Raw genomic sequence first — 25239 nt, 5'->3', positions numbered from 1 at the left:
ACGGGCTTCGGGACGTGCGGGGGTTCACGGGCCGGCGCGGGGCCCGGCGGGACCCACGCAGCCCCACGAGTCCCACAGAGCCCTCGGAGGCCCCGTCGGGCCCCGACGAGACCCTGCCGGGACTCAGACGGACCCCGCCGTGAGCTTCCGGGGAGGCTCGGCGGGCCCGGCCGCGAGACGCCGCTTTTTTCGTGAGGTTTCAGAAGATGGGGGAAGTTTAACGGCGAACGAACGATGGGACTTCGTCAAGTCTCCCGCGCGTCCGCGTAAAGGCAACCTCTCGGCCTAGTCACCTTAGCCGCGCCTATGACTCGTCGAGTCCTTGCTCGATGGCGTACCGGACGAGCTCCACCCGGTTGTGGAGCTGAAGCTTGTTCAGGGTGTTCTGGACGTGGTTCTGCACGGTCCGGTGGGAGAGCACCAGCCGCTCGGCGATCTGCCGGTACGACAGGCCCTTGGCGACCAGGCGGAGCACCTCGGTCTCGCGGTCGGTCAGGCGCGGGGTCGCCTCGGGCGCGGGCCGGGCGGCCAGTCTGCGGTACTCCCCCAGCACGAGCCCGGCCAGGCCGGGGGTGAACACGGCGTCGCCCTCGGCGGTGCGCCGGACCGCGTCGAGGAACTCCTCCTTGCTCGCGGACTTCAGCAGGTATCCGGAGGCACCTGCCTTGACGGCCTCCAGGACGTCCTCCTGCTCGCCGCTGGCCGAGAGCACCAGCACCCGGGGCGGCGGCTGCGTGGCGGCCAGCCCCCTGGCCACCTCGACCCCGGCCAGGTCGGGCAGGCGCAGGTCCAGCACGACCAGCTCGGGCCTGACCGCGGCGGCCACCCGGAGGGCCTGGCGCCCCTCCCCGACCGTGGCCACGACCTCGTACCCGGCCTCGGCCAGGTCCCTGGCCACCCCGTCCCTCCACATCGGGTGGTCGTCCACCACCATCACGCGCATCCGCCCACCATAGAGCGCGCGACGGTACGGGGTCCCTCCGCTCCCGGCCGTACGAGCCGTTCGGCCGGGCGAGGACGGCACGCGGCCGCTCCCGGGCGAGGGGCACGGCGCGTCGGCCGTCCGGACGGTCGACGGCGGGCACGCGTCCGCACCCCCTGACCGGAGGAGGCATGGACCACCGGCTATCCGGCCGGGACCGACATCTCGATCTCGGTGCCCCCGCCCGGGGCGGAGATCACCGTGACCGTGCCGCCGAGGTCGGTGATGCGGCCCCGGATGGACTGCGCGACACCCAGCCGGCCGTCGGCGGCGGCCTCCTCCAGGCGTCCTGGCGCGATGCCCGGCCCGTCGTCCCTGACGGTCACGGTGACCAGCCCGTCGTCGGCCTCGGCGAAGACCCACGCGGGCGCGCGTGCCCCGCAGTGCCGGGCGACGTTGTCCAGGGCGGCCCCGACGGCGGCGGAGACCTCCGCCGCGGTGGCCGCGGGCAGGGTCAGCGGGGTCGCCGGGGCCGAGACCGTGACCGTGGCCGAGCCGTACCGGTGCAGCAGGGCGCCCAGGTCGGCGGTGCCCGCGGCGGGCGGCTCGGGCCGGAGCCTGACCAGCTCGCGCAGGGCGGCCTCCTGCTCGCCCGCCAGCCTGCCCAGTTCGGCCGCCTCGCCGCCGATCTCCTGTCCCCGCCGCTGGACCAGCGCGAGCACCTGGAGCACCGAGTCGTGGATGCCGCGGGCGAGCCGTTCGCGCTCGCGGCCCGCGGCCTCCATCTCGATCGCCCGCTGCATGCGCTCCTCGGCCGTCCTGGCCAGCCGGGCGACGTGCCCGACGACCACGCCGGCGAGGAAGAGCAGGACGGTGCCGTTGATGGGCAGCGTCTCGATCCCGCCGGGGACGGCGCGCAGCCACAGGTCGGCCGACGCGACCACCAGCGCGGCCACGGCCCCTGCGCGCCGGCCGCCGTACACGGCCCAGGCGAGCACCGCGCCGCCGATCCAGGTGCCGGTGACCGGCAGGTCACCGGGCCGGTAGGCGCCCTGTACGGCCGGGGAGGCGAGCAGGCAGCCCACGGTCACGAGCATGTCGGCGGCGAGCAGCGGCCGGCCGCGGAACTCCTCGACGGAGTAGGCGAAGATCGTCGCCGCGGTCCACAGCGCCATGACGCCGATCACCAGCCCGCCGACGGCCGGGTGGGCGTATCCCCCGGCGCGGGCGAACAGGACCACCGCGTACGCCAGGGAGGCGACCCGGAACACCGCGACCGCACGCCAGAACGGCCCCTCGATTCCCGCCACCCGCCGACCATACCCTTCGCCGGAAAGGCGGTGAACTGCACTGTTCGTCCCTGACCAGGCGGGCCTCCGGGGGACGGCGCTGGACGGGCACGGAGAACGCCCGGGACGACACCGGGGTACGCCGGATCTCAGCAAATCTCACCGGGTCTCGCCGGGCAGGCGCATGGGACGGGCCCGGACGCGTACGGCGTCCGGGCCCGTCCCACGGCATCGCGGGCGACGCGGGTCTTCGGTGACCCGTCGCGGGCGGCTCAGCCGAAGAAGACCTCGGCCTCCTCGTAGCGGCTGACCGGGACGGTCTTGAGCTCCTTGGTGGCCTCGTCGAGACCGACCCGCACGATGTCGGTGCCCTGCAGGGCGACCATCGTGCCGAAGTCCCCGTCCTGCACCGCGTCGATGGCCTGAAGGCCGAACCGGGTGGCCAGCACCCGGTCGAAGGCCGTGGGCGTGCCACCGCGCTGGATGTGGCCGAGCACGGTGGTGCGGGCCTCCTTGCCGGTGCGCTTCTCGATCTCCTTGGCGAGGGTCTCGCCGATGCCGCCCAGCCGGACGTGGCCGAAGGCGTCGAGCTCGCCCGCCTGCAGCGCCATCTGGCCCTCCACCGGGTGCGCACCCTCGGCCACCACGATGATCGGCGCGTAGCGCGTCTTGAAGCGGGACTCGACGTAGGAGCAGACCCGGTCGATGTCGAAGGGCTTCTCCGGGATCAGGATGACGTTGGCCCCACCGGCCATGCCCGCGTGCAGGGCGATCCAGCCGGCGTGACGGCCCATGACCTCGCAGATCAGCGCGCGGTGGTGGGACTCGGCCGTGGTGTGCAGGCGGTCGATCGCCTCGACGGCGATGTTGACGGCGGTGTCGAAGCCGAAGGTGTAGTCGGTCGCGTTGAGGTCGTTGTCGATCGTCTTGGGCACGCCGACGACCTTCACGCCCTTGTCGAAGAGCTGCTTGGCCACCCCGAGGGTGTCCTCGCCGCCGATCGCGATCAGCGCGTCGACCCCGCCCGACGCGAGGTTCTCCTTGATCTTCTCGACGCCACCCTCGATCTTGATGGGGTTGGTCCGCGACGAGCCCAGGATCGTTCCGCCGCGCGGCAGGATCCCGCGTACGGCCTGGACGTCCAGGGGCATGGTGTCGCCCTCGAGCGGTCCGCGCCAGCCGTCGCGGAAGCCGACGAACTCGTGTCCGTGGACGGTCACGCCCTTGCGCACGACGGCGCGGATAACGGCGTTCAGGCCGGGGCAGTCGCCGCCTCCGGTGAGCACTCCGATACGCATGACATCCTCCGGTGTGGGGTGCGGGACAGGTCCGAGACGGTGGCCTGATCAGGCGGCATGGTGCGGGCGGCGACGGGTCGTGCGTCACCGCCGCAACGCATTCTGCCCTCAGAAGCCTCAGTGGTCTAGACCAAATGGTACTAGTCCTCGGGTGCCGCCTCGCGCGCCAGACAGGCGAGGACCCGGTCGAAGGCCCTCGTCCCCGTTCCCTGCGGGGGTGCTCCGCCGCAGGGACCGGCCGGACCGGCCCTCGCCTCCGCCGTCGTCTCCGAGCGTACGCCCGGGGCTGCGGGCACCCGTGCCCGGGCGCGCTGGACGTCCGCCCTCAGGCGCGGCGGACGCCCACCTCCGGGCCCACCGGACGCCCACCTCCGGGCCCATCGGACGCCCGCGTCCGGGCACGACGGGCGCCCCGTGCCCGCTCCTCGAGCGAACGGATCCCGCGACGTCCCTCAGGACAGCGGCAGCACGCAGGAGGGGCTGCCCACCGCGAAGACCTCCGCCGCGACACCCGGCACCCCGCCGTCGAGCGGGAGCACGGCGACGCCGTCCGAGCGCTGGTTGGCCACGTACATGCGGCCGTCGGCGAGGGCGAAGTGCCGGGGCCAGACGCCGCCGCAGGCCACCTCCGCGACCGTCTCCAGCTCCGGCCCGGAGAAGACGGAGATCGTGTCGGGCCCGCGGTTGGCGACGTAGACGAACCCGCCGGAGACCTCCAGGTGCGAGGGCTCGTTGTGCCGTCCCGTGCCGGTGGCCGGGACGGCCCGCAGCTCGTTCCAGCCGTCGTCGTAGACGCGGACGGTGCCGTCCAGCTCCCCGGCCACGTACCAGTGGTCGCCCGACCGGGCCATGTGCCGGGGGCCCATGCCCGGGGCGAGCCGCACGGGGCCGTCCGGATGCGGCACCACGGCGTCCCCGACCAGGTAGCGGCGGACCTCGCAGGCGCCCAGGTCGCTCACGTACAGCACGCCGTCGGGGCCGAAGACGGCCTGGTGGGCGTGGGACCCCTCGCGATAGGGGAAGATCCACACCTGTTCCGGCAGGCCGGAGGCGTCCAGGCCGTGCACGCTCACCGTGCCGTCCCCGTAGTTGGCCACCGCCAGCCGGGTGCCGGTGGGGTCCACCGCCAGGTGGCAGGGGGCCGAGCCCTCGCTGGAGCGCTGCGCGAGCGGGCTGAGCACGCCGTTCTCGCCCCGGCCGAAGGTGGCGACCGTACCGCGCTCGGCCTCCCCGACCGCGTAGAGCACCGGGAGCTCGGGGTGGACGGCGAGGAAGGAGGGGCCGGAGGCCACCGTCTCCCCCAGCCTGGCCAGGCTTCCCAGCTCGACCAGGGTGATCCCCGGCCCGGATCCCCCGGTGTCGGGGGTGTACCCGCCGATGTACGCGACCTCAGCCATCATGCTCCCGCCCCGGGCGCGGCGTCCGCGCCTCAGATCGTCTTCCGTTCCCGGCCAGGTGCGAAGGTAGCGCAGCGGACCGACGACCTGACAGGGACCCACCACGGAAAGCCCTTCCCTATTAGTTGACTTCGTCAAAGAATTGGTTGACGATGTCAAGCATGGAGAGACACGTGGCGGAGATCCGCTCCTTCAACCGCTTCTACACCCGGCTCATCGGCGTGCTGGAGCAGCGGGTCCTGGGCACCCCGTACTCGCTCACCGAGATGAGGGTGCTGTTCGAGCTCGACCACCGGGGCCGGACCGAGGCGAGCGAGCTGCGCCGGCTGCTCGGGATCGACGCCGGGTACCTCAGCAGGATGCTCGGCGGGTTCGAGACCGAGGGCCTGGTCGTGCGGAGCAGGTCGGCCACGGACGCGCGGCGGCAGGTGGTCGAGCTGACCGGGAAGGGCAAGGCGAGCTTCGCCGACTTCGACGAGCGCGCGGCCGAGGAGGTGCGCGGCCTGCTGGCCGACGTGAGCGACGAGGACCGCGAGCGGCTGGTCGCGAGCATGGCGACCATCGAGAGGATCCTCGCCCGCGAGCCGGGGACCTCCCGGTCGTACGTCATCCGCCCGCCGCGCACCGGCGACATGAGCTGGGTGGTGTACCGGCACGGCGTCCTCTACAGCCAGGAGCAGGGCTGGGGCATGGACTTCGAGGCGCTGGTGGCCAGGATCACGGCCGACTACATGGACGGATACGACCCCCGGTACGACGCGGGCTGGATCGTCGAGGTGGACGGCGAGCGTGCCGGGTGCGTGTTCTGCGCGCGCAAGGACGACGAGACCGCGCAGCTGCGGATGCTGCTCGTGGAGCCGTCCGCGCGCGGCATGGGGATCGGCACCCGGCTGGTGGACGAGTGCGTGCGCTTCGCCCGGGAGGCGGGCTACCGGCGGATGGTGCTGTGGACCAGGGACGTGCTGGTGGGGGCCAGGCGCATCTACCAGGCCGCGGGCTTCGAGCTGATCGAGAAGCGGCCCGCCGGGGACGTCGTCGAGGAGGTCTGGGCCCGCGACCTCTGACCGGACGGCGACACGACCGGCCGTTCGGTCCGATCGGGCCGTCCGGGCGGGCCGTTCGACCGGACAGGCCGGCGCGAACGACCAAGCGCGGACGGACCGGCGCGAACGAACTGGCGCAAACGGACCGGCCCGGACGACCAGGCCCGGACGGACCGGTCAGCCGGACAGGCCGATGCGGGCGTGCAGGCGGCGCAGCGGTCCCGGGGCCCACCAGTTGGCCTCTCCGGCCAGGCGCATCGCGGCGGGGACCAGGACCGCGCGGATCACCGTCGCGTCCACGATGATCGCCACCGCCGTCCCCACGCCCAGCATCTGCACGAACACCACCTGCGCGGTGCCGTAGACCGCGAACGACACCGCCAGGATCCCGCCCGCCGCCGTGATGAGGGGACCCCCGTGCCGGAGCCCGGCCACCACGGCGCCCGGGGTGTCGCCGGTCAGGTCGTACTCCTCCTTGATCCGCGAGAGCAGGAGGACCTCGTAGTCCATCGAGAGCCCGTACGCGACGCAGAACATCAGGATCGGGATGCTCGCGTCGAGGGCCCCGGTGGGGGTGAAGCCGAGCGGGCCCGAGAGGTTGCCGTCCTGGTAGATCCAGACCAGGGCCCCGAACATCACCGACAGGCTGAGCAGGTTGAGCACCGTCGCCTTGAGCGGGATCAGGACGCTGCCCGTCATCAGGAACAGCACCGCGAAGGTGATGGCCAGGATCAGTGCGAGCAGCGGCGGCAGCCGCTCGACCACCGCCCGCCGGTAGTCGGCCAGCTCGGCCGGGTAGCCGCCGACCAGCACCTCGAACGGCGCCCGGAGTGCCCTGACGTCGCCGACCAGCCGGACCGGGTCGTCCTCCATCAGCTCCGCGGACGGGATCACCGACAGCCAGGTGCCCCCGGCGCCCGCGAACCGTGACGGGTCCCCGGCGGAGACCCGGGCCCCGGCCGCGTACGACCCGGCGGCGGAGTCGACCTGCGCGACGCCGGGCAGGCGGGAGAGGGCGGCGGCGTAGCCGGGAACGGCGCGGGAGAGATCTCCTGACGTGTCCGCCGAGACGATCTGCAGGGCGTCGGTCTCCTCGGCCGGGAACTCGGCGCGGATCACCTCCGAGGTCTGCCTGGCGGGAGCGGAGGCGGGCAGCACGCGGTCGTCGGCCACGCCGAGGCGCAGGCCGAGGAAGGGCGAGCCGAGCAGCAGCAGCACCGCCGCGGCCGCCCCGCCGTACAGGAGCGGCCTGCCCATGACGCGCGTCGCCAGTCCGGGCCAGAACGTCCCCCGCGCCCGGCCGGGACGGCGGGGCAGCACCCGGTCGCCGACGGCGGCGAGGACGGCGGGCAGGACGAGCACGGCGCCGGTCACTCCACCGGCGACGACCGCGATCCCGGCGTAGGCGAAGGAGCGGAAGAAGTCGAAGGGCATGAGCAGCAGCACGCTCAGCGAGGCGGCGACCGTCACGCCACTGAAGATCACCGTCCGACCGGCCCGCTCGACGGCGCGGGCGACCGCCTCGTGCCGGTCCCGGCCGAGCGCCACCTCCTCCCGGAAGCGGGCGATCATGAACAGCGCGTAGTCGACGCCCAGCCCGAGCCCCATGGCCAGGGTGAGGTTCAGCGCGAACGTCGACACGTCGGCGTACAGCAGCGGTATCCGCAGCAGCGCCAGCCCGATCACCATGGCCAGCGCGCCGAGCACGACCGCCAGCACGGCGGCGAGCAGGCGCCTGAGGTACAGCCACAGCAGCACGAGCACGAGCGGGACGACGACCAGCTCGGCCCGGACGAAGTCCTGCCGGGCCAGCGGCACGAGCTGGCGGAAGACCTCCTCCCCGCCGCCCGCCCTGACGGTGATCGCGGCGTCGCCCCGCAGGACCTCGGGAACGATCTTCGGCAGGATCTCGGAGCGGACCCGCCCGGCGTCGCCGGGGATGCGGGCGACCACGAGCGCGTGCCTGCCGTCCCGGCTGCGCATCGTGGCGGGTGCGCCCCGGGTCCAGTAGGACGCCGCCTCGGCCACGCCCTCCAGACCGGCCAGCCGCGCGGTGAGCGCCCGTCCCGAGGCGGCGGCGGCCGGGCCGTCCACGTCGCCGTCCACGGCGGTGACCAGGAGGACCAGGCCGGCGCTCCCGGTGCCGAAGCGCTCGGCCAGCTCCACCCGCGCGCGGTCGGACTCCGAGCCGGGCGCCTCGTACCTGGCCAGGGAGAGCCCGGAGACCGTGCCCGCGGCCGGCACGCCCAGCGCGACGACGCCGAGCAGGGTGAGGACCATCACCAGGCGTCGGCGCCGTGCCAGCAGGTGGCCGAGCCGTCTCAGCGGCGGGACGGGAGGAGCCGCGGCCGGGCGCGGAACTACTTTCATGATCATCCCCGAAACTCGGTAAACTGCTCGTGTTTTGCGGTTCGAGAGAGAAATACAAGTGAATGCTCGTATTTGTCAACGAGGGGACGGGATGACGCATGCCCGAGGAACGTCCGGCGACCGGCTCCACCGGTCCGGCAAGTGCGCCTGTGACCGCCCCGGCGAACAGCCCCGCGAGCGGCACGACGGCCGGTGACCGGCCCGGGGCTCCGCGGCGGGCGGTCAGGCGGCAGGCGCGCGGCCTCAGGCGGATGGAGGAGATCCTCGACGCCGCCGAGGAGGTGATCGCCGAGGTCGGCTACCCCGACCTGACGACCAACGCGGTGGCCGAGCGGGCGGGGATGTCCCCCGGTTCGCTGTACCAGTTCTTCCGCAACAAGGAGGAGATCCTGGACGGCCTGCTCGACCGGTTCACCGACGGGCGGAGCGCGCACTGGCAGGCCCGCCTCACCGGGGACGTCGTGCGGATGCCCGCGGCCGAGCTGATCGACCGGGTGGTGGACGAGATCGTCGCCTACAAGGCCGCCCGCCCTGCCTACTGGGCCCTGCTGCACGGTTCGGCCACCGGTGACCGGCTGGCCGAGGCGTCCGAGCGGCTCCACCGGGACGTCGCCCGGCACATCGCCGGCCTTCTCGCCGTCCGCGCACCCCACCTGGGCCAGGAGCGGCGCCTGATGGTCGCCACGATGATGCTGGCCACCGTCAGGGCGGTCCTGCCGCTGGTCGCGGCGGAACCGGGGGAACGCGCCGCGGAGCTGACCGCCGAGCTCAAGTCCCTGCTCACCGGTTACCTGACGACCTCCACGGCCCCGGACCGGCCCGGCACGGACCGGCCCCCGGCGGGCACCGGCACCCCGCCCTAATACCCTATTTGCAGATAGGTATTATGCGTTTATCGTCGGGGTGCCGTCCCCGTTCCGTACGACCCCCCGGATGAGGCGAAGATGCGCTTGCACTGGTTCCTGCCGACCACCGGCGACGGCCACCACGTCAGGCCCGCCACGACCACCGTCGCGGCGGGAGGCGACGCGGACAGGCCGGCGACGCTCGACTACCTCTCCCAGGTGGCCCGCGCGGCGGAGGCGGCCGGGTTCGAGGCCGCGCTGACCCCCGTCGGGGCGGGGTGCCCCGACCCGCTGGTGGCGTGCAGCGCCGTCGCGGCGCGGACCGAACGGCTCAGGCTGCTGGTGGCCTTCAGGCCGGGCTTCACGCTGCCCACGCTCCTCGCCCAGCAGGCGCAGACCTTCCAGGAGATCAGCGGGGGACGGCTGCTGCTCAACGTGGTCACCGGTGGCGACCCGCAGGAGCAGCGCGCGTACGGCGACTTCCTCGACCACGACTCCCGCTACGAGCGCACCGGCGAGTTCATCGAGGTGCTCAGGCGCACCTGGGCGGGCGAGCCGTTCGAGCACCTGGGCGCCCACTACCGGGTCTCCGGGGGCGGGCTGGCCACGCCCCTCCTCGACACCCCCGACATCTACTTCGGCGGGGCCTCCCCCGCCGCGGAACGGGTGGCCGCCGCCGGGGCGGACGTCTACCTGATGTGGGGCGAACCCCCGGCGATGATCGCCGAACGGGTCGCCCGGATGCGCGGTCTGGCCGCCGAGGCCGGGCGTGAGCTGCGCTTCGGCATCCGGCTGCACATCATCGCCCGCGACACCTCCGAGGAGGCATGGGCGCACGCCCGCCGCCTGCTCGACGGCATGGACCCCGGCAGGATCGCCGCCGCGCAGGCCCGGTTCGCCCGGATGGACTCCGTGGGGCAGCGCCGCATGGCCGATCTGCACGGGGGGTCGGCGGACGCGCTGGAGATCTCGCCCAACCTGTGGGCCGGGGTCGGCCTGGTCCGCGAGGGGGCGGGCACCGCGCTGGTCGGCAGCTACGACGAGGTCGCCGGGCGGATGCGCGAGTACGCCGAACTGGGCCTGTCGGAGTTCGTGCTGTCCGGCTGGCCGCACCTGGAGGAGGCCTGGCGGGTGGGCGACTTCGTCCGTCCCCGGCTGGCGGTCCCCTCGCTCGCCGCGTGACGATCCCCGGGCCCCTCTCCCGGCCCGGCGGGACGTTCACCTCTGACGCGGGCGGAAGGGCCGGCCGGACTCCGGGTTCACCCGTCTAGCGGCGGAAGGGACCGGTGACCTCGTAGGTGACGCCGCCGATCCCGGCGGCGTCACCCCGGTGGCCGCGCCAGGCCCCGCGCCGGTTTCCACCCCGGGCTTCGGACCGGGCCTCGGACCGGGCCTCGGACCGGGAGGAGAAGTAGAGGCGGTCACCGGCCGGGGAGAAGGCGAGGCCGTTGATCTCCGCCCCGGGGTGTCCCACGACCCGTACGAGCGGGACCACGCCCCGGCCGGAGACGATCGCCTTGATCTCCGTGTCGTCGCCGTCGTCGCCGCCTCGGGCGACCCGGGCGACCCGGGCGACCAGCAGGCCGCCCGAGGCGGTGCCGGTGACGATGCCGGCCCCGGCCGGTGGAGCGCCGGTGTCGTGGACGACGCGCAGGGTCTCGTTCTCCACGTCGTAGGCCCACACGCGGTCGTCGCCCCCGGTGGTGAACAGGCACACACCGTCGGCGTAGTGGCATCCCCGCGCCCCGGAGAAGCGCCGGGCGTCCTCGACCTGGTGACGGGTGGCCACCGGCAGCGCCCCCGGATCGGGCACCCGTCGCCAGATGACCCGCTCACCGCTCCGGCCGGCCCTCCGATCGGCATCCCGGCCGGGGTCGCGGCCGGGGTCCCGATCGGGGTCGCGGCCAAACGATCGGCCGGGGTCACGGCCAGAGGACCGATCGCGGTCACGGTCAGTGGACCGGTCCGCGCAGAGCACCTCCAGCCTGCCCGAGGTCAGGTCTCCCCGGTGGGCCGGGCGGAACCGGTAGAAGCAGCCGTCCGGTTCGTCCTCGGTCAGGTAGACCACGCCCCGGACCGGGTCGCAGGCCGTGGCCCCGTGCCTGAAGCGGCCCATGGCCAGGCGCGGCATCGCGGCCCGCGAACCGTGCGGATCGCACTCGAAGACCCTGCCCCGGCCGGTCTCCTCGCACGACAGCCAGGAGTCCCACGGTGTGCGGCCGCCCGCGTGGTTGAGGTCGGTGCCCGACAGGATGCGGTAGGCGCCGGTCACGGCCCCGCCGGGCGCGAACCTGACGGCCGACGCCCCGCCGAGCAGCGGGACCCGCGAGTTGGACACGTAGATCCAGCCGTCGCCGTCGGGGAAGCACGCGCCGCCGTCCGGAGCCGGATGCCAGCGCGTCCCGCCGATCCGGTGCCCGCTGCGGGCGACGACCCTGGCGGTGAACCCCTCCGGCAGCGCCAGCCCGTGAACGTCCGGCGGGCGCAGCGGCCCGTACGGCCCGTAGGTCCCGGCCGGGCGTCGCACGGTGGTGTCCGTCACCGTCACGGTGTCCGCGGCGTCCTGCCGGAGGGAGCCGGCCAAAGCCGCGCCGGGCGCCGGAGCCCCGGTGCGCACGAGCGTACGGCGAAGCATGGCTCCTCCTCGTGGTTCCTCGCGGTATGCCACAAGCCGATCGAACCGACATGAACGCCGACACCACAGGCGCAAACTTTGCGTCACCCATCGGGCAAACATCCGCCAAAACAGGTCGACCTATCGCCAAGATCGCCATGGACCCCGGTCCGCGCCCTCACAGTGGGATCACCGTCATCAGACCGGGGAGGACCGTTGACCGAGGGACTCACGTTCGCGAACCTGGTTTCCGAGACCGCGCCGCGGGTGCGGACCCGCCGTGCCCTTGTCTTCCTCGACGCTCCCCCGGTCTCCTTCGCCGTCCCCGCCACGGCCGCGGCCCGGACGCCCGCCCCGCCCGCCCCGCCTGCGCCGCGGCCCGACCTGCGGCTGGCGAGCGCCCTGCGCGCCGAGGGTTTCACCGTCGACGCCGGGACCAGCGAGGGGCCGGACGCGGACGGCGAGCGCGTGTGGGAGCTGCTGCGCTCGGCGCGCGAGGGCGACCTGCTCGTCGTCCGGCTGCCCGCCGACGGCGGCTGGACCTCGGGACAGCTCGGGGCGATGATCGGCTCGTTCGGCCGTCAGGTCGGCGGGTCGCTCGCCGCCGCCGTGGTGCTGATCGTGGACTTCGGGTGGAGCGCCCTGGGCGGGTCCGCCGGGCCGGTCCGGCAGCTCGCCGTGGCCGGGGAGCCGAAGGTGGCCGCGGCGGCGCTGACCCTGACGCTGCGGCTGGACGAGGCGGTGCCGGGTCCGGCCCGGACGCTGACCGACGTCATCGCCGAGGGGCTGGCCACCCGGGCCGCCGACCTCGACGGGGACGGCACGGTCAGCGTCGGGGACCTGCACGCCTACGCGCTCGCCCGCTACGCGGCGGTCTCGGCCGCCCGTACCCCGATCCTGATCGCCTACGGGGACGTCGCCGGCGTCCCGCTGACCCCGGTGCGGGACGCCTCGGCCGAGCCGCACGCCGCCTTCGCCGTCGCCCTGGCCCGGCTCGGCGAGCCCGCCCCGCCCACCGCCGGGACGGAGATCGTGCGAAGGGTCTACGAGCTGCACCTGAGCGAGCCCGCCAGGGAGATGCTGCGCAGGGCGGCCCTGCTCGACGAGGACGAGCCGATCGACGAGATCCTCGGGGACGCCGGCGAGCTGCGGCAGTGGGGCCTGCTGGGCGAGACGACCACGTTCGCCCATCCGGACGTGCGGGCCTTCGGCCACTCGCGGCTTTCGGCGGCCGAGCGGGCGCAGACCTCGGCGCTGCTGCGCCGTCGCCGCGCCGGGATGCGGACCGTACGGCCCCGGGCCAGGCTCACCGCGGACCGGTGGACCACCGAGGACCAGCTCGGGCACCGGGTCTACGCCGAGGCCATCGCCGCGTTCGTCCGCCATCCCGAGACCCGGCCGCCGCTCACCATCGGCCTCAAGGGGCCGTGGGGCACCGGCAAGACCTCGCTGATGCGGATGATCCAGGACGTCCTGGACCCGGGAGCCGCCGGGGACGCGGCCGTCCCGATCCACCTGCCGGGCACCCGCGCGGAACGGACGCTGACCAACGCCGAGGTGCTGGCCAGGGCGGGCCGCCGGGGCCGGGAGAGCGCCGGGCAGGCCGAGCCGGACCCGCTGCCGCTGCGGCCTGCGGACTGGCGGCCCACGGTCTGGTTCAACCCCTGGATGTACCAGAGCGGCGAGCAGGTCTGGGCCGGGCTGGCCCACGAGATCATCAGCCAGGTCACCCGGCGGCTGCCCCGTGCCGAACGGGAGCGGTTCTGGCTGGAGCTGAACCTGTCCAGGATCGACCGGGAGGCGGTCCGCAGGCGCGCCTACCGGCTGGCGATGACCCGCCTGGCGCCGGTGGCCCTCGGCCTGGTGGCCACGCTCGTGGTCACCGGTGCGCTGATGGCGGCCACCGCCCTGCTGCCCGCCTTCGGCGCGCTGCTGGGCAACGCCGCCGCCGCGGTGGGCGCGACGGGCTCCGCGGTGGTGGTGGGGGTGGGCGCGCTGCGGCTGGCGCGGTTCTTCGGCGAGGCCGCGGACAACGCCTTCCGCGGCCTGGTCACCCAGCCGGACCTGCTCGGTTCCGGCGGCCTGGCCGACGGGTCGGTCCCGGACGCCGTGACCGTGCCGGGGTACCGCTCCAGGACCGGCTTCCTGCACCTGGTCCAGACCGACATGCGGCAGGTCCTCGACCTGGTCGCCACCGAGGGACGCCCGCTGGTGGTGTTCGTGGACGACCTGGACCGCTGCTCGCCGGGAACGGTGGCGCAGGTCATCGAGGCGATCAACCTCTTCCTCGCCGGGGAGTTCCCCAACTGCGTCTTCGTCCTGGCCATGGAGCCGGAGGTGGTCGTCGCGCACATCGAGGCCGCCTACCCCGAGCTGGCCGGGACCCTGTCCGGCGGCGGCCGGGCCGGGCTGGGCTGGCGGTTCCTGGAGAAGATCGTGCAGCTGCCGCTGAGCGTGCCGCTGCTGGACGACGCCGACCGGCTGCCCGCCTTCGTGCGGGCACTGCTGGGCGTGCCCGATGTCACACCGAATCCGGCCGGACCGTGTCCGGCGGGTCCCCCAGCCGCCCTGGAACGGCTCGACCCGCCACCGGATCCGGCCGGACCGCGTTCACGCGGTCCCCTGTCTCCCGCACGGCCCTTCCCGGACGACGCCACCGGACCGGGTTCGCCCGGCGCCGGCGCGCCGACGGGAGCGGCCGTGCCGGGGCGGCGGGCACCGGTGTGGGCACCGGGAACGCGGGCCTCTGCGAACGTACCGGGGTCGCGGACGTCGGTGGAGACGCTGGGAGCACGGGCGCCGGTGAAGGAGGCGGCACCGCGGACCGCCGGGGACGTGCCGCCCGTACCCGGCCCGTGGGCGGGCGACCCGCCCGACCCGGTCCAGGTGAGCCGGCTGCAGGACGCCATCTGGGCGCTGCGGCCGACCACGACCACCATCGACGAGGCCGCCCGGCTGGCGCAGGACGCGCTCGGCATCGAGTGCTCCGACGCGGTCGGCGGCCTCTGCGCGGCCACCCGCGAGGCCGCCGACCGGGTCTTCGACGACCTCTACAGCGACGAGAACGCCTACCGGGCCATCGAGTTCGTGCTGCCGGCCCTGACGTTCTTCAACCCGCGCGAGATCAAACGGTACGTCAACGTCTTCCGTTTCTACTCGTTCCTGACCTACCGCCGCGCCCTCGCCGGAGCGGCCCCGGCCTCGGACGGCGAGGTCGCCAAGCTCGCGGCACTGGCCGTGCAGTGGCCGCACCTGCTGACGCTGCTGGTCAGGGAGATCGACGGGGTGAGCGTGCTGCGGCGGCTGGAGGGTGCCGCGGGCGACGCCGAGAGCTGGCGGCGCGCCCTGCGCGACACCGGCCTGACCAGCCCCGACCTTCCCGGTCTCGCCCACCTGGACGCGCTGCGGGAGCTGCTCTCCCGCCCCCATCCCATCGCCGAGCTGGCCCGCTACCTGCTGTGACCCTCCCGGTGGAGGGAGGGCTCGCCCCAGTCCCACAGCGCCTGCAGCACGGGGCCGAGGCGGCGGCCCCGCTCGGTGAGGCTGTAGCGGACCCGGGGCGGCCACCCCGGCATCCGGTGACGGTCGAGCACGCCGGCCCCGGTCAGGTGTGCCAGCCGGTCGGACAGCACCTTGTCCGACAGGCCGGGAAGGGCCCGGCGCAGCTCGCTGAACGTGTGGTCGCCCCGCAGGAACTCCCGGACGACCAGGGTCGTCCAGCGGCCGTGCAGGGCCGCGAGGGTGATCTCCACCGGGCAGGACGGGGTGGGCTCGGCGACGTCCGCGCGCGGGTCGTCGGGCAGGCCGGGCCGGACCGGGGCCGGGTGGCCGACCGTTTGGTGAGTCACGAGGGCGCCTCCTAGCGTTGCCGCGTTCCCCGATTCCTACCTCCTACCGGGAAGGACGTGCGTGATGCGACGACTCGCCGAGACCCCCCAGGACGTTCCGGCGGTGTTCGCCGAGCGTTTCAACAGCGGTGACCCCGAGGCGCTGGCGGAGATCTACGAGGACGGCGCGGTGTTCGTCGCCGAACCGGGCTCGCCGCTGACCGGCCGGGAGGCGTACGACGCCAACACCGCCTTCATGGCCCTCGGCCTCCCGATCACGGTGCGGCCGCGCCAGGTCTACAGCGCCGGCGACCTCGCCCTGCTGATCGTCGACTGGGTCATCGAGGGCACCGGCCCCGACGGCGCGCCCGTGCACATCGAGGGCACCGCCACCGACGTCGCCCGGCGCGGGCCGGACGGACGCTGGCGGTACGCCATCGACAACGTCTTCGGCGTACGGGCGACGGCCGGGTGAACCCCGGGCCCTCCGCCCCGCCGGGATCGTCCTGCCCGCGGGTGAACGGTCCCGGCGGTGACGGGAGGCACCGTGCCCGGCGCGGAGGGCGCCCCGGCCCGTGGGATCGGGGCGCCCGGCAGACGACCTAGCGCTGGGCCTCGATCATCCAGTGGTACTTCTCCAGGTCCTGGGTGATCTCGATGAGCAGGTCCTGGGTCATCGGGTCGGCCTTCTCGGTGGCCATGACGCGTTCGCGCATCCGGCGGGTGATGGAGCCGAGGATGTCCGTCATCGCGGCGACGACCTTGCCGTCGTTGAGGTAGCCCGGCTCCAGCTGCGGCACCTCGGTGCTCTTCGCGAGCGTGGAGCCCCGGCCGTCGGGGTTGCACCCCATGGCCACCGCTCGCTCGGCGACGGTGTCCGCGTGCTTCCTGGCAGCCGAGACGATCTTGTCGAGCTGCAGGTGCAGGGAGCGGAAGTTGTGACCGATCACGTTCCAGTGGGCCTGCTTGGTCAGCAGTGACAGGTCGAGCAGGTCGACGAGCGACCCCTGGAGCGCGGTGGCGATGACCTTCTTGTCTTCCGGATTGAGCGGGCTGGTGATCGCGGACATAGAGCGTCCCCCCTGTTTTCGCCTTAATCTCCGGTTTCGTACGGAATGTCCGTACCCACACATCCGGCTTCTTATGTTGACACTGTCATGATTACAGTGTCACTATCTTCGTATGGAATGGACCATCGGTGAACTGGCCGAGCAGGCGTCGGCGGCGCTGGCCCCCACCGCCCGGCTCAATGGGCGGGTCAGGGACGTGCCCAACGAGCGCGTGATCCGGTGGTACTCCACGATCGGCCTCCTGGACCCGCCCTCGGCCCGCCGGGGACGGGTGGCCGTGTACGGCAGGCGCCACCTGCTCCAGCTGATCGCCGTCAAGCGGCGCCAGGCCGACGGGCGGACCATCGCCGAGATCCAGGTCGAGCTGGCCGGGGCCACCGACCGGACCCTGGAGGCCATCGCCCGCCTCCCCGAGGCGCCACCGGACCACAGACCCGAGCACCGGCCCGAGCACCGACCGGAACACCGGCCCGAGCAGCGGCCCGAGCAGCGGCCGGAGCACAGGCCCGAGCCCGGGGCCCCCTCCCCCGCGACGGCACGGCCGCGCTTCTGGACCGGTGCCCCGGCGTCGGCCCCCTCCCGCCCGGCACCCGACCCGGCCGCGCGAACCGCCCCCCCGGCTCCTCCCACCGCCTCCGGCGCGCCGCCCGCACCGCCCACGTCTCCCGCACCTCCCCCGCCGAACGCCCGCCCCGCCCGCCCCGTCCCCCCAGCCGTCCCGGCGGCCGTGGCCGTGCACGGTGTACGGCTGGCGGACGGCGTGACGCTGCTGCTCGACGGCGGGCACGATGGCGGGCGTGCCCCGTCGCCCGACGAACTCGCCGAGATCGCCGCCGCCTCGCGGGAGCTCCTGTCGCTCCTGCGCGAACGCGGCCTCACACCTCCGGAAGGACTGCAGCCATGACCGTTTCCATCACCACTCTGCGACCGGAGGAGTGCCTGCCCGTCCCGGACGCCGGGCTGGGGGCGCTGACCACCGAACGCGGCAACCTGCCGCTGGAGAGCGTGGACGTGACCGCCGCCGTGTCCGGCCTGACGGCCGGGGTCGAGGTGGTCCAGGGGTTCCGCAACCCCTACGACGTGGCCCTGGAGGCGACCTACGTCTTCCCGCTGCCCGACCGGGCCGCCGTGACCGCGTTCCGGATGGAGGCCGACGGCCGGGTCATCGAGGGCGTGCTGAAGGAGCGCGGCCAGGCCAGGGCCGACTACGACCAGGCGATCTCCCAGGGCAGGCGGGCCGCGATCGCCGAGGAGGACCGGCCGGACGTCTTCACCATCAGGGTCGGCAACATCGTGCCGGGCGAGCGGGTCACCGTGCACCTGACGCTGGACCAGCCGCTCCCGTACGAGGACGGCGCGGCCACCTTCCGGTTCCCGCTGGTCGTGGCCCCGCGCTACATCCCCGGCGCCCCGCTGGACGGCGAGGCGGCCGGTGACGGCTGGGCCCCGGACACCGACGCGGTCCCGGACGCCTCCCGGATCACCCCGCCGGTGCTGCTGCCGGGCTTTCCCAACCCGGTCCGGCTCTCGCTGGCCGCCTCCGTCGACCCGGCGGGCCTGGAGCTGCGCGAGCTGCGCTCCAGCCTGCACGTGGTCCGCGAGGAGGGCGGCACCGTACGCCTCCAGCCGGGCGAGCGCCTGGACCGCGACTTCATCCTGCGGCTGGCCTTCGACGCCTCCACCTCGCTGGCCCTCGCCCCCGACACCCGTCCCGGCGACGGCTCCGGGACCGGCTCGGGGAACGGCTCCGGGACCGGCTCGGGGAACGGCTCCGGGACCGAATCCGGGACCGGCTCGGGGAACGGGGAGACCGGCGAGGCCGGGGGCACGTTCACGCTGACCGTCGTCCCCGGCGCGGAGTCCGCCGGGGGCGAGGCCCGGAGCAAGGACGTGGTGCTGGTCCTCGACCGCTCGGGCAGCATGACCGGCTGGAAGATGGTGGCCGCCCGGCGCGCCGCCGCCCGCATCGTCGACACGCTCACCTCGCGCGACCGGTTCGCGGTGCTCTCCTTCGACACCGAGGTGGAGCACCCCGACGGGCTCGGCGAGGGCCTGTCGGCCGCGTCCGACCGCAACCGCTACCGGGCCGTGGAGCACCTGGCCAGGCTGGAGGCGCGCGGCGGCACCGAGATGCTGACCCCGCTGGAGCGGGCCGTCACGCTGCTCGGCGACTCGGCCGGGGACCGGGTGCTGGTGCTCGTCACCGACGGCCAGGTCGGCAACGAGGACCAGATCCTGGAACGGATCGGCCGCCGGCTCACCGGGGTACGGGTGCACACGGTCGGCATCGACCAGGCGGTCAACGCCGGTTTCCTGGGCAGGCTGGCCGGGCTGGGAGGCGGCCGGTGCGAGCTGGTCGAGTCCGAGGACCGGCTGGACGAGGCCATGGAGCACATCCACCGCCGGATCGGCGCGCCCCTGGTGACCGACCTGTCCCTCAAGGCCGACGGGCTCGACCTGGTCACCGAGACCGTCAGCCACCTCGGCTCGATCTACCCGGGCGTCCCGCTCACCGTGTTCGGCCGCTACCGCGGCGCGGCGGCCGGGGCGATCACCGTGGGAGGGCTGGACGCCGCGGGCCGTCCGTGGGAGCGCCGGGTCGGCGCGACGACGGTGGACGCCCCGGCGATGCGGTCGATCTGGGCGCGGGCCCGGCTGCGGACCCTGGAGGACCGGTACGCGGCCGGTGACCGGTCGCTGGAGACCGAGATCGTCGAGACCTCGCTCAGGTACGGGGTGCTCTGCCGGTTCACCGCCTTCGTCGCGGTCGACAGCCAGGTGGTCGCCGAGGGCGGTCCCGGGCACCGGGTGATCCAGCCGGTGGAGCTGCCTCGCGGCTGGGCGAGCCCGGCCGCGGCGCCCCCGATGATGCCGATGTCGATGGCCTCGGCGGCCTACACGGGCGCGGCCCCGCCCTCCCCGGCCCCGATGGGCCCGCCCGGGATGGCCGCCCCCGGCGCGCCGCCGGCGTTCGGGGCGAGCATGCCCGTCGCCGGCCTGTCCCAGGAGGCGGCGGCGGGTGGTTTCGACGACCGCGCGCGGATGCTGCCCCGTTCCGCCCCGAAGGCGGCGGCCCCCCGGCGGGGTGGTGCGGCGCAGGAGCCGCCGAGGGAGCAGCTCGCCCAGGAGCTGAAGCTGCTGCGCGCCGCGGAGTCCCTGCCCGACGCCGAGCGGCTGCGCGTCCTGGAGGACCTGGGCAGCCGGCTCGCGGCCCTGGCCGTCTACCTGGGCGGACACCCGGAGCTGACGGCCCTGGCCGAGGACCTGCAGGCGGGCGGCGACCTGGACGCTCTCTGGCGCCGGGCCGTGGAGGGCCTGGAGGCGCTGGCCGGTCCCGCCAAGCGCCGGCCGTTCTGGAAGCGCTGACCCTCTCGTCCCGGAACCGAGAACCCCGACGCGAGCCCGGACGTGAGAGCCCGCGCGTGAGAACCCGGCCGTGACCCCGGACCCGTTCCCGGACCCCGCGAACGGGTCCGGGAACAGGTCGGGTCAGCAGAGGGGACCGGGAACGAGAACGGGAGCTGGAGAGGGGTCCGGGAACGACTTCGCAGACGGATCCGCCAGAGCCCCGGGACGGACCACGAGCCCCCCGGCGTCCGCGACAGGAGGGCGCCGGGCGCCGGATCGTGGCCGCGACCGGGGCGGGAAGGCGGGAAAAGAGGGCTTTCAGGCCAGGCCGCTCCACATAAGGTGGCGGGATGGTGATTCTGGACGGCGGCCTGGCCACGCACCTGGAGGAGCTGGGCGCGGACCTGCGAGACGACCTGTGGTCGGCGAGACTCCTGCTGGAGAACCCCTCCGTGATCCGGCAGGCGCATCTCGACTACTTCGCTGCGGGCGCCGAGGTGGCGATAACCGCGAGCTACCAGGCGAGCATCCCGGCCTTCATGCGCCGGGGGCTGAACGCCGCCGAGGCCGAGGATCTGATCATGTTGTCCGTGCACCTGGCCGCCCAGGCCAGGGACGCCCACGGCTCCGGCACGGTGGCCGCCAGCGTCGGCCCGTACGGCGCCTACCTGGCGAACGGCGCCGAGTACACCGGCGACTACGACCTCGACGAGGACGGCCTGACCGACTGGCACCGCGACCGCTGGCAGATCCTGGCCGACAGCGAGGCCGACCTGCTGGCCTGCGAGACCATCCCGTCCTACGCCGAGGCCAGGGCACTGCGGCGGCTGCTCGCCGAGACGCCGGAGATGCGGGCGTGGGTGAGCTTCTCCTGCCGCGACGGCGAGCACATCAACGACGGCACCCCGCTCAGGACGGCGGCCGGGCTCTTCGCGGGCAACCCCCAGGTGATCGCGGTCGGGGTCAACTGCACGGCGCCGCGCCACGTGCGCAGCCTGATCTCGCAGGTCAAGGGGAAGCCGAGCATGGCCTACCCCAACTCGGGCGAGGTCTGGGACTCGGAGAACCGGCGCTGGCTGGGACTGGCCGACCCGGTGGAGTTCGGCGAGGCCGCGGCCCAGTGGAACGCGGCCGGGGCGGCCTTCGTGGGCGGCTGCTGCCGTACCACTCCCGAGCACATCCGCCAGATCCGCGCCCACCTCACCTGATCATCCGCCGCCCTCAGGGAGGCACCGGCCCGTCCGGCGCGGTCCACCGGGGACGGAGCCCCGGCGACGGCCCCCGCGAAACCGCAGGACCGCGCCACCGGCACCGCCGGGACCGTGACTCACCTGGCGGGCCAGCCGAACCTCTCCGCGGGCGGCACCTCGGCCCCCGGGCTCGGCTCGTGGCGTTCCAGCGGCTGGCCGCGCCGGATCAGGGCCCGCAGGTCGGCCAGGGTGCCGGAGACGGCCCCGTCGGCCCTGGCCTGGACGAGGACGTTGCCGATCGAGGTGGCCTCGACCGGGCCGGCGACCACGGGAAGGCCGCAGGCGTCGGCGGTGAGCCTGCAGAGCAGGGTGTTGCGCGAGCCCCCGCCGACGATGTGCACGGTGTCCACCGCCTGCCCGGTGAGCCGCCGGGCGTCCTGGATCGCGGCCCGGTGGGCCAGGGCCAGGGAGTCGACCACGCAGCGGACCATCCGCGCCCGGGTGTCCGGGACGGGCTGGCCGGTACGGCGGCAGAAGTCGGCGATGCGCGCGGGCATGTCGCCGGGAGCGTGGAAGACCGGGTCGTCGGCGTCGACCGCGGACCGGAACGGCTCCTCGCGCGCGGCCGATTCCAGCAGCGCCTCCAGGTCCACGCGCCCGCCCGGCCCGGTGCCCCGTCCGGCACCGGACGCTCCGGGCACGTCCACGACGGGCACGTCCGCCGGGTCCCGGCCGGTGGCCGGGGTGGCCGGGGTGTCCGCGAGGCCGTCCCCGGCCACCGACCAGGTGCGGATGCACTCCTGCAGGAGCCACAGGCCGGTGACGTTGCGCAGGTAGCGCACGGTGCCGTCGATGCCCGCCTCGTTGGTGAAGTTGGCCCGCCGCCCCTCCTCGCTGATCATGGGCTGGTCCAGCTCGACGCCGACCAGCGACCAGGTGCCGCAGGAGATGTAGGCGAACCGCTCGTCCGCCGCCGGGACCCCGGCCACCGCGGAGGCGGTGTCGTGGGAGCCGACCGCGATGACCCGGGTGGCCACCGGCAGCCCGAGCTCGGCCGCGACCTCGGGCAGCAGCGGGCCGATCACCTCTCCGGGGCGCCGGATCGGCGGCAGGATCCCGGCCGCGGGGCCGAGACCGCGGGCCAGCACCGGGTCCCACTCGCGGGTCCTGGCGTCGAGCAGCTGGGTGGTGGAGGCGTTGGTCAGCTCCGCGCCGATCTCGCCGGTCAGCCAGTACGCGATCAGGTCGGGGATGAGCAGCAGCGTCGCGGCCGAGGCCAGCCGGGGCTCGGCGGCGAGCTGGTGGATCGTGTTGAACGGCTGGCGGGCGATGCCGGTGCGGGCGTACAGCTCCTCGAAGGGGACGTCGCTCGTCCGGTGCTCGGTGCGCGCGTCGCGGTAGTGCACCGGGTTGCCGAGCAGCGCGCCGCGCTCGTCCAGCAGCCCGTAGTCGACGGCCCAGGAGTCGATCCCGATGCCGTCCACCGGACCGGCCGCGCGCAGGCCGTCCAGCACGCCCCGGTGGATCCGCAGGATGTCCCAGTACAGGGTGCCGCCGGCCCGGACGGGCACGTTCGCGAAACGGTGCACCTCGCGCAGGTCGAGGGTGCCGGGCCCGATCTCGGCGACCACCACCCGGCCGCTCGACGCGCCGAGGTCGACCGCGGCGTACCGCCGGGTCCCCGGTGCCGACTGCATGCAGGCTCCTCTCGGGAGACGTCCGCCGCGCCCGACCGGCGGGACGGAAAAGATCTACGGGGGTCAGCGCAGGAAGGCGGCCGCGACGCCCGCGTCGACCGGGATGTGCAGGCCCGTGGTCTGGGTCAGCTGGGTCAGCTGGAAGACCGCCCCGGCCACGTGCTCGGGCAGCACCTCGCGCTTGAGCAGGGTGCGCTGCGCGTAGAACTCGCCCAGCTTCTCCTCCTCCACCCCGTAGACCGCCGCCCGGTTGGCGCCCCAGCCGGAGGCGAAGATGCCCGAGCCGCGCACCACCCCGTCGGGGTTGATGCCGTTGACCCGGATGCCGTGCCCGCCCAGCTCGGCCGCGAGCAGCCGTACCTGGTGGGCCTGGTCGGCCTTGGCCGCGCCGTAGGCCACGTTGTTCGGCCCGGCGAACACCGCGTTCTTCGAGGAGATGTAGACGATCTCCCCGCCCATCCCCTGGGCGATCATCACGCGGGCGCTCTCCCGGGAGACCAGGAACGAGCCCCGGGCCATCACGTCGTGCTGCAGGTCCCAGTCGGCCACCGTGGTCTCCAGCAGCGAGCGCGAGAGCGACAGCCCGGCGTTGTTGACCACCAGGTCCACCCCGCCGAACGCCAGCACGGCCTCCCGCAGCGCGGCGCGCACCTGCTCCTCGTCGGTGACGTCCACCCGGACCGCGACCGCGACGTCCTCGGGCCGGTACGCCTTCGCGCCCAGCTCTTCGGCCACCGCGCGGGCGGCGTCCAGGTCGCGGTCGGCCACCACCACGCAGGCCCCCTCGGCGGCCAGCCTGCGCGCGGTCGCCGCGCCGATGCCGGACCCGCCACCGGTCACCAGCGCGACCCGGGTGGCCAGCGGCCGGGCCGGGGGCATCCGGCGCAGCTTGGCCTCCTCCAGCTCCCAGTACTCGATCCGGAACTTCTCGCTCTCCTCGATCGGCGCGTACGAGGAGATCGCCTCGGCGCCGCGCATCACGTTGATCGCGTTGACGTAGAACTCCCCGGCCACCCGCGCGGTCTGCTTGTCCCTGCCGAAGGAGAACATGCCCACCCCCGGTACGAGCACGATCGCCGGGTCGGCCCCGCGCATCGCGGGCGAGCCCTCCGTGGCGTGGCGCCGGTAGTAGGCCGCGTACCGCTCGCGGTAGTCGGCGTGCAGCTCCCGCAGCCGGGCGACCACGTCCTCCAGGGGCGCCCCGGCGGGCAGGTCCACCACCAGCGGGGCCACCTTGGTGCGCAGGAAGTGGTCGGGGCAGGAGGTGCCCAGCGCCGCCAGCGCGGGGTGGCGCTCGCGCGACAGGAAGTCCAGCACCTCGTCGGTGGCGGTGTGGTGGCCGACCTGCGGGGCGTCGGTCGAGGCCAGGCCGCGGACCACCGGCAGCAGCGCCGCCGCCCGCTCGGCCCGCGCCGCCGCCTCCAGCGGCTCGTAGCCGTCCAGCACCGGCCCGAACGGCGCGGCGCGGCCGTGCTCGGCGATGTACGCCTCCGCGGTACGGATGATCTCCAGCGAGTTGGCCTCGCACCCGGCCGAGGTGTCGCCCCAGGCGGTGATGCCGTGCCCGCCCAGGACGCAGCCGATCGCCGCCGGGTTGCCGGCCTTGACGGCCGCGATGTCCAGGCCGAGCTGGAAGCCGGGACGCCGCCAGGGCACCCACACGACCCGCTCGCCGAAGATCCGCGTGGTCAGCTCCTCGCCGTCGGCCGCGGTGGCGATCGCGATGCCCGCGTCCGGGTGCAGGTGGTCCACGTGCGCGGCGTCCACCAGGCCGTGCATCGCGGTGTCGATCGACGGGGCGGCACCCCCGGGGCCGAAGGCGCAGAAGCCGAAGGCCGCGACCATCTCGTCCTCGCGCTCGACCCCCGGGTACACCCCGGTCAGTGCCCGCAGCCGGTCCAGCCGGAGCACCGCCAGGCCCCGCTCGGTCAGCGTGCCCAGGTCCCCCCCGGACCCCTTCACCCACATGACCTCGGCGGGCTCCCCGGTCACCGGGTCGGTCACCGCCCCCTTGGCCGAGGTGTTCCCGCCCGCGAAGTTCGTGTTCCGCGGGTCGGCCCCCAGCGTGTGCGACCGCTGCAGGAGCTCCTCAACCGGCGACGTCATGGCCTCTCCCCACTCGTGTGCCCACCGCCCGCCCGGCCGCGTGCCGGAACGCGGGTACACCGCTGCGCGCATGGCTTAAAAACGTTTTAATAGCGATGACGAAGCTACGCGGCAGGTCCGGCACTGTCAACGCCGACCGACGGGATTGCTGAATTGATACGTTTTTACCATCGGCACCCGCGCTGACAAGTGCGGGGGCCGCCCCCTACCGTGGTCACCGGCC

General features: G+C 74.3%; 18 protein-coding genes. 8 read left to right on the top strand and 10 right to left on the bottom strand.

Annotated features, from left to right (window positions below):
- Positions 1 to 304: 304 nt before the first annotated feature.
- The 4 genes from ABD832_RS18340 to ABD832_RS18325 form a co-directional block, all read right to left on the bottom strand.
- On the bottom strand, positions 305 to 943 hold the full coding sequence (locus tag ABD832_RS18340; protein WP_344896511.1) for a response regulator: 639 nt from the start codon (positions 941 to 943) through the stop codon (positions 305 to 307).
- 182 nt (positions 944 to 1125) lie between these two features.
- Positions 1126 to 2232, bottom strand: a complete 1107-nt coding sequence (gene macS, locus ABD832_RS18335) for a MacS family sensor histidine kinase (protein WP_344896508.1) — start codon at positions 2230 to 2232, stop codon at positions 1126 to 1128.
- A 251-nt stretch (positions 2233 to 2483) separates the two neighbouring features.
- Entirely contained in the window at positions 2484 to 3509 is a 1026-nt protein-coding gene (locus ABD832_RS18330) for a 6-phosphofructokinase (protein WP_344896505.1), read from the bottom strand.
- A 452-nt stretch (positions 3510 to 3961) separates the two neighbouring features.
- Positions 3962 to 4906, bottom strand: coding sequence for a lactonase family protein (locus ABD832_RS18325; RefSeq protein WP_344896502.1), 945 nt, complete (start codon positions 4904 to 4906; stop codon positions 3962 to 3964).
- A gap of 161 nt (positions 4907 to 5067) precedes the next feature.
- Between ABD832_RS18325 and ABD832_RS18320 the strand changes: the two genes are divergently transcribed.
- Positions 5068 to 5970, top strand: coding sequence for a bifunctional helix-turn-helix transcriptional regulator/GNAT family N-acetyltransferase (locus ABD832_RS18320; RefSeq protein WP_344896499.1), 903 nt, complete (start codon positions 5068 to 5070; stop codon positions 5968 to 5970).
- 156 nt (positions 5971 to 6126) lie between these two features.
- On the opposite strand, the gene ABD832_RS18315 is transcribed toward ABD832_RS18320, so the two are convergent.
- Positions 6127 to 8319, bottom strand: coding sequence for an MMPL family transporter (locus tag ABD832_RS18315; RefSeq protein ID WP_344896496.1), 2193 nt, complete (start codon positions 8317 to 8319; stop codon positions 6127 to 6129).
- 149 nt (positions 8320 to 8468) lie between these two features.
- Between ABD832_RS18315 and ABD832_RS18310 the strand changes: the two genes are divergently transcribed.
- Together ABD832_RS18310 and ABD832_RS18305 are read left to right on the top strand one after the other, a co-directional pair.
- The gene (locus tag ABD832_RS18310) at positions 8469 to 9182 is read left to right on the top strand and encodes a TetR/AcrR family transcriptional regulator (RefSeq protein WP_344896493.1); all 714 of its coding nucleotides are present in this window, start codon (positions 8469 to 8471) and stop codon (positions 9180 to 9182) included.
- A gap of 81 nt (positions 9183 to 9263) precedes the next feature.
- The gene (locus ABD832_RS18305) at positions 9264 to 10346 is read left to right on the top strand and encodes an LLM class flavin-dependent oxidoreductase (RefSeq protein ID WP_344896490.1); all 1083 of its coding nucleotides are present in this window, start codon (positions 9264 to 9266) and stop codon (positions 10344 to 10346) included.
- 85 nt (positions 10347 to 10431) lie between these two features.
- Here ABD832_RS18305 and ABD832_RS18300 read toward each other — a convergent pair whose 3' ends face one another.
- Positions 10432 to 11799 carry an alkaline phosphatase PhoX gene (locus ABD832_RS18300; protein WP_344896487.1) on the bottom strand — a complete coding sequence of 456 codons (1368 nt, stop codon included), beginning with the start codon at positions 11797 to 11799 and terminating at the stop codon, positions 10432 to 10434.
- Between the two features lie 195 nt (positions 11800 to 11994).
- On the opposite strand from ABD832_RS18300, the gene ABD832_RS18295 reads away from it, so the two are divergent.
- Positions 11995 to 15240, top strand: coding sequence for a KAP family P-loop NTPase fold protein (locus ABD832_RS18295; protein WP_344896484.1), 3246 nt, complete (start codon positions 11995 to 11997; stop codon positions 15238 to 15240).
- Here the strand turns inward: ABD832_RS18295 and ABD832_RS18290 are convergent.
- Positions 15228 to 15626 carry a winged helix-turn-helix transcriptional regulator gene (locus ABD832_RS18290; protein WP_344896481.1) on the bottom strand — a complete coding sequence of 133 codons (399 nt, stop codon included), beginning with the start codon at positions 15624 to 15626 and terminating at the stop codon, positions 15228 to 15230. The two genes, ABD832_RS18295 and ABD832_RS18290, sit on opposite strands and share 13 nt — an antisense overlap.
- Positions 15627 to 15690: 64 nt before the next feature.
- Between ABD832_RS18290 and ABD832_RS18285 the strand changes: the two genes are divergently transcribed.
- Positions 15691 to 16080: a YybH family protein gene (locus ABD832_RS18285; protein WP_344896478.1), complete on the top strand. Its 390-nt coding sequence runs from the start codon at positions 15691 to 15693 to the stop codon at positions 16078 to 16080.
- A 127-nt stretch (positions 16081 to 16207) separates the two neighbouring features.
- On the opposite strand, the gene ABD832_RS18280 is transcribed toward ABD832_RS18285, so the two are convergent.
- Positions 16208 to 16675 (bottom strand): Dps family protein, encoded by a 468-nt coding sequence (locus ABD832_RS18280; protein ID WP_344896474.1) that lies wholly within the window; start codon positions 16673 to 16675, stop codon positions 16208 to 16210.
- Between the two features lie 112 nt (positions 16676 to 16787).
- Between ABD832_RS18280 and ABD832_RS18275 the strand changes: the two genes are divergently transcribed.
- The 3 genes from ABD832_RS18275 (at position 16788) to mmuM (ending at position 21231) form a co-directional block, all read left to right on the top strand.
- On the top strand, positions 16788 to 17579 hold the full coding sequence (locus ABD832_RS18275; RefSeq protein ID WP_344896471.1) for a MerR family transcriptional regulator: 792 nt from the start codon (positions 16788 to 16790) through the stop codon (positions 17577 to 17579).
- On the top strand, positions 17576 to 20041 hold the full coding sequence (locus tag ABD832_RS18270) for a VIT domain-containing protein (protein WP_344896468.1): 2466 nt from the start codon (positions 17576 to 17578) through the stop codon (positions 20039 to 20041). Before ABD832_RS18275 ends, ABD832_RS18270 begins: the two co-directional genes overlap by 4 nt.
- A gap of 332 nt (positions 20042 to 20373) precedes the next feature.
- A complete protein-coding gene (mmuM, locus tag ABD832_RS18265; RefSeq protein ID WP_344896465.1) occupies positions 20374 to 21231 on the top strand; it encodes a homocysteine S-methyltransferase in 858 nt (285 codons plus the stop codon).
- Between the two features lie 119 nt (positions 21232 to 21350).
- Here the strand turns inward: mmuM and ABD832_RS18260 are convergent, their stop codons facing one another.
- Together ABD832_RS18260 and ABD832_RS18255 are read right to left on the bottom strand one after the other, a co-directional pair.
- Positions 21351 to 22910, bottom strand: coding sequence for a rhamnulokinase (locus ABD832_RS18260; RefSeq protein WP_344896462.1), 1560 nt, complete (start codon positions 22908 to 22910; stop codon positions 21351 to 21353).
- Positions 22911 to 22973: 63 nt separating this feature from the next.
- Positions 22974 to 25088 carry a bifunctional aldolase/short-chain dehydrogenase gene (locus ABD832_RS18255; RefSeq protein ID WP_344896459.1) on the bottom strand — a complete coding sequence of 705 codons (2115 nt, stop codon included), beginning with the start codon at positions 25086 to 25088 and terminating at the stop codon, positions 22974 to 22976.
- Positions 25089 to 25239 lie beyond the last annotated feature (151 nt).

It is taken from the genome of Streptosporangium longisporum (assembly GCF_039534895.1).
Classification (GTDB): domain Bacteria; phylum Actinomycetota; class Actinomycetes; order Streptosporangiales; family Streptosporangiaceae; genus Streptosporangium; species Streptosporangium longisporum.
The sequence above is the reverse complement of the archived record's forward strand: the minus strand, read 5'-3'. Positions and strand labels throughout refer to the sequence as shown.

What these genes read in the sequence shown, in the direction of transcription:
- ABD832_RS18340 (WP_344896511.1), bottom strand. Translation starts at nt 943, where the DNA reads ATGCGCGTGATGGTGGTGGACGACCACCCGATGTGGAGGGACGGGGTG.
- ABD832_RS18330 (WP_344896505.1), bottom strand. Translation starts at nt 3,509, where the DNA reads ATGCGTATCGGAGTGCTCACCGGAGGCGGCGACTGCCCCGGCCTGAAC.
- ABD832_RS18325 (WP_344896502.1), bottom strand. Translation starts at nt 4,906, where the DNA reads ATGGCTGAGGTCGCGTACATCGGCGGGTACACCCCCGACACCGGGGGA.
- ABD832_RS18320 (WP_344896499.1), top strand. Translation starts at nt 5,068, where the DNA reads ATGGAGAGACACGTGGCGGAGATCCGCTCCTTCAACCGCTTCTACACC.
- ABD832_RS18315 (WP_344896496.1), bottom strand. Translation starts at nt 8,319, where the DNA reads ATGAAAGTAGTTCCGCGCCCGGCCGCGGCTCCTCCCGTCCCGCCGCTG.
- ABD832_RS18305 (WP_344896490.1), top strand. Translation starts at nt 9,264, where the DNA reads ATGCGCTTGCACTGGTTCCTGCCGACCACCGGCGACGGCCACCACGTC.
- ABD832_RS18300 (WP_344896487.1), bottom strand. Translation starts at nt 11,799, where the DNA reads ATGCTTCGCCGTACGCTCGTGCGCACCGGGGCTCCGGCGCCCGGCGCG.
- ABD832_RS18285 (WP_344896478.1), top strand. Translation starts at nt 15,691, where the DNA reads ATGCGACGACTCGCCGAGACCCCCCAGGACGTTCCGGCGGTGTTCGCC.
- ABD832_RS18280 (WP_344896474.1), bottom strand. Translation starts at nt 16,675, where the DNA reads ATGTCCGCGATCACCAGCCCGCTCAATCCGGAAGACAAGAAGGTCATC.
- ABD832_RS18275 (WP_344896471.1), top strand. Translation starts at nt 16,788, where the DNA reads ATGGAATGGACCATCGGTGAACTGGCCGAGCAGGCGTCGGCGGCGCTG.
- ABD832_RS18270 (WP_344896468.1), top strand. Translation starts at nt 17,576, where the DNA reads ATGACCGTTTCCATCACCACTCTGCGACCGGAGGAGTGCCTGCCCGTC.
- mmuM (WP_344896465.1), top strand. Translation starts at nt 20,374, where the DNA reads ATGGTGATTCTGGACGGCGGCCTGGCCACGCACCTGGAGGAGCTGGGC.
- ABD832_RS18260 (WP_344896462.1), bottom strand. Translation starts at nt 22,910, where the DNA reads ATGCAGTCGGCACCGGGGACCCGGCGGTACGCCGCGGTCGACCTCGGC.
- ABD832_RS18255 (WP_344896459.1), bottom strand. Translation starts at nt 25,088, where the DNA reads ATGCGCGCAGCGGTGTACCCGCGTTCCGGCACGCGGCCGGGCGGGCGG.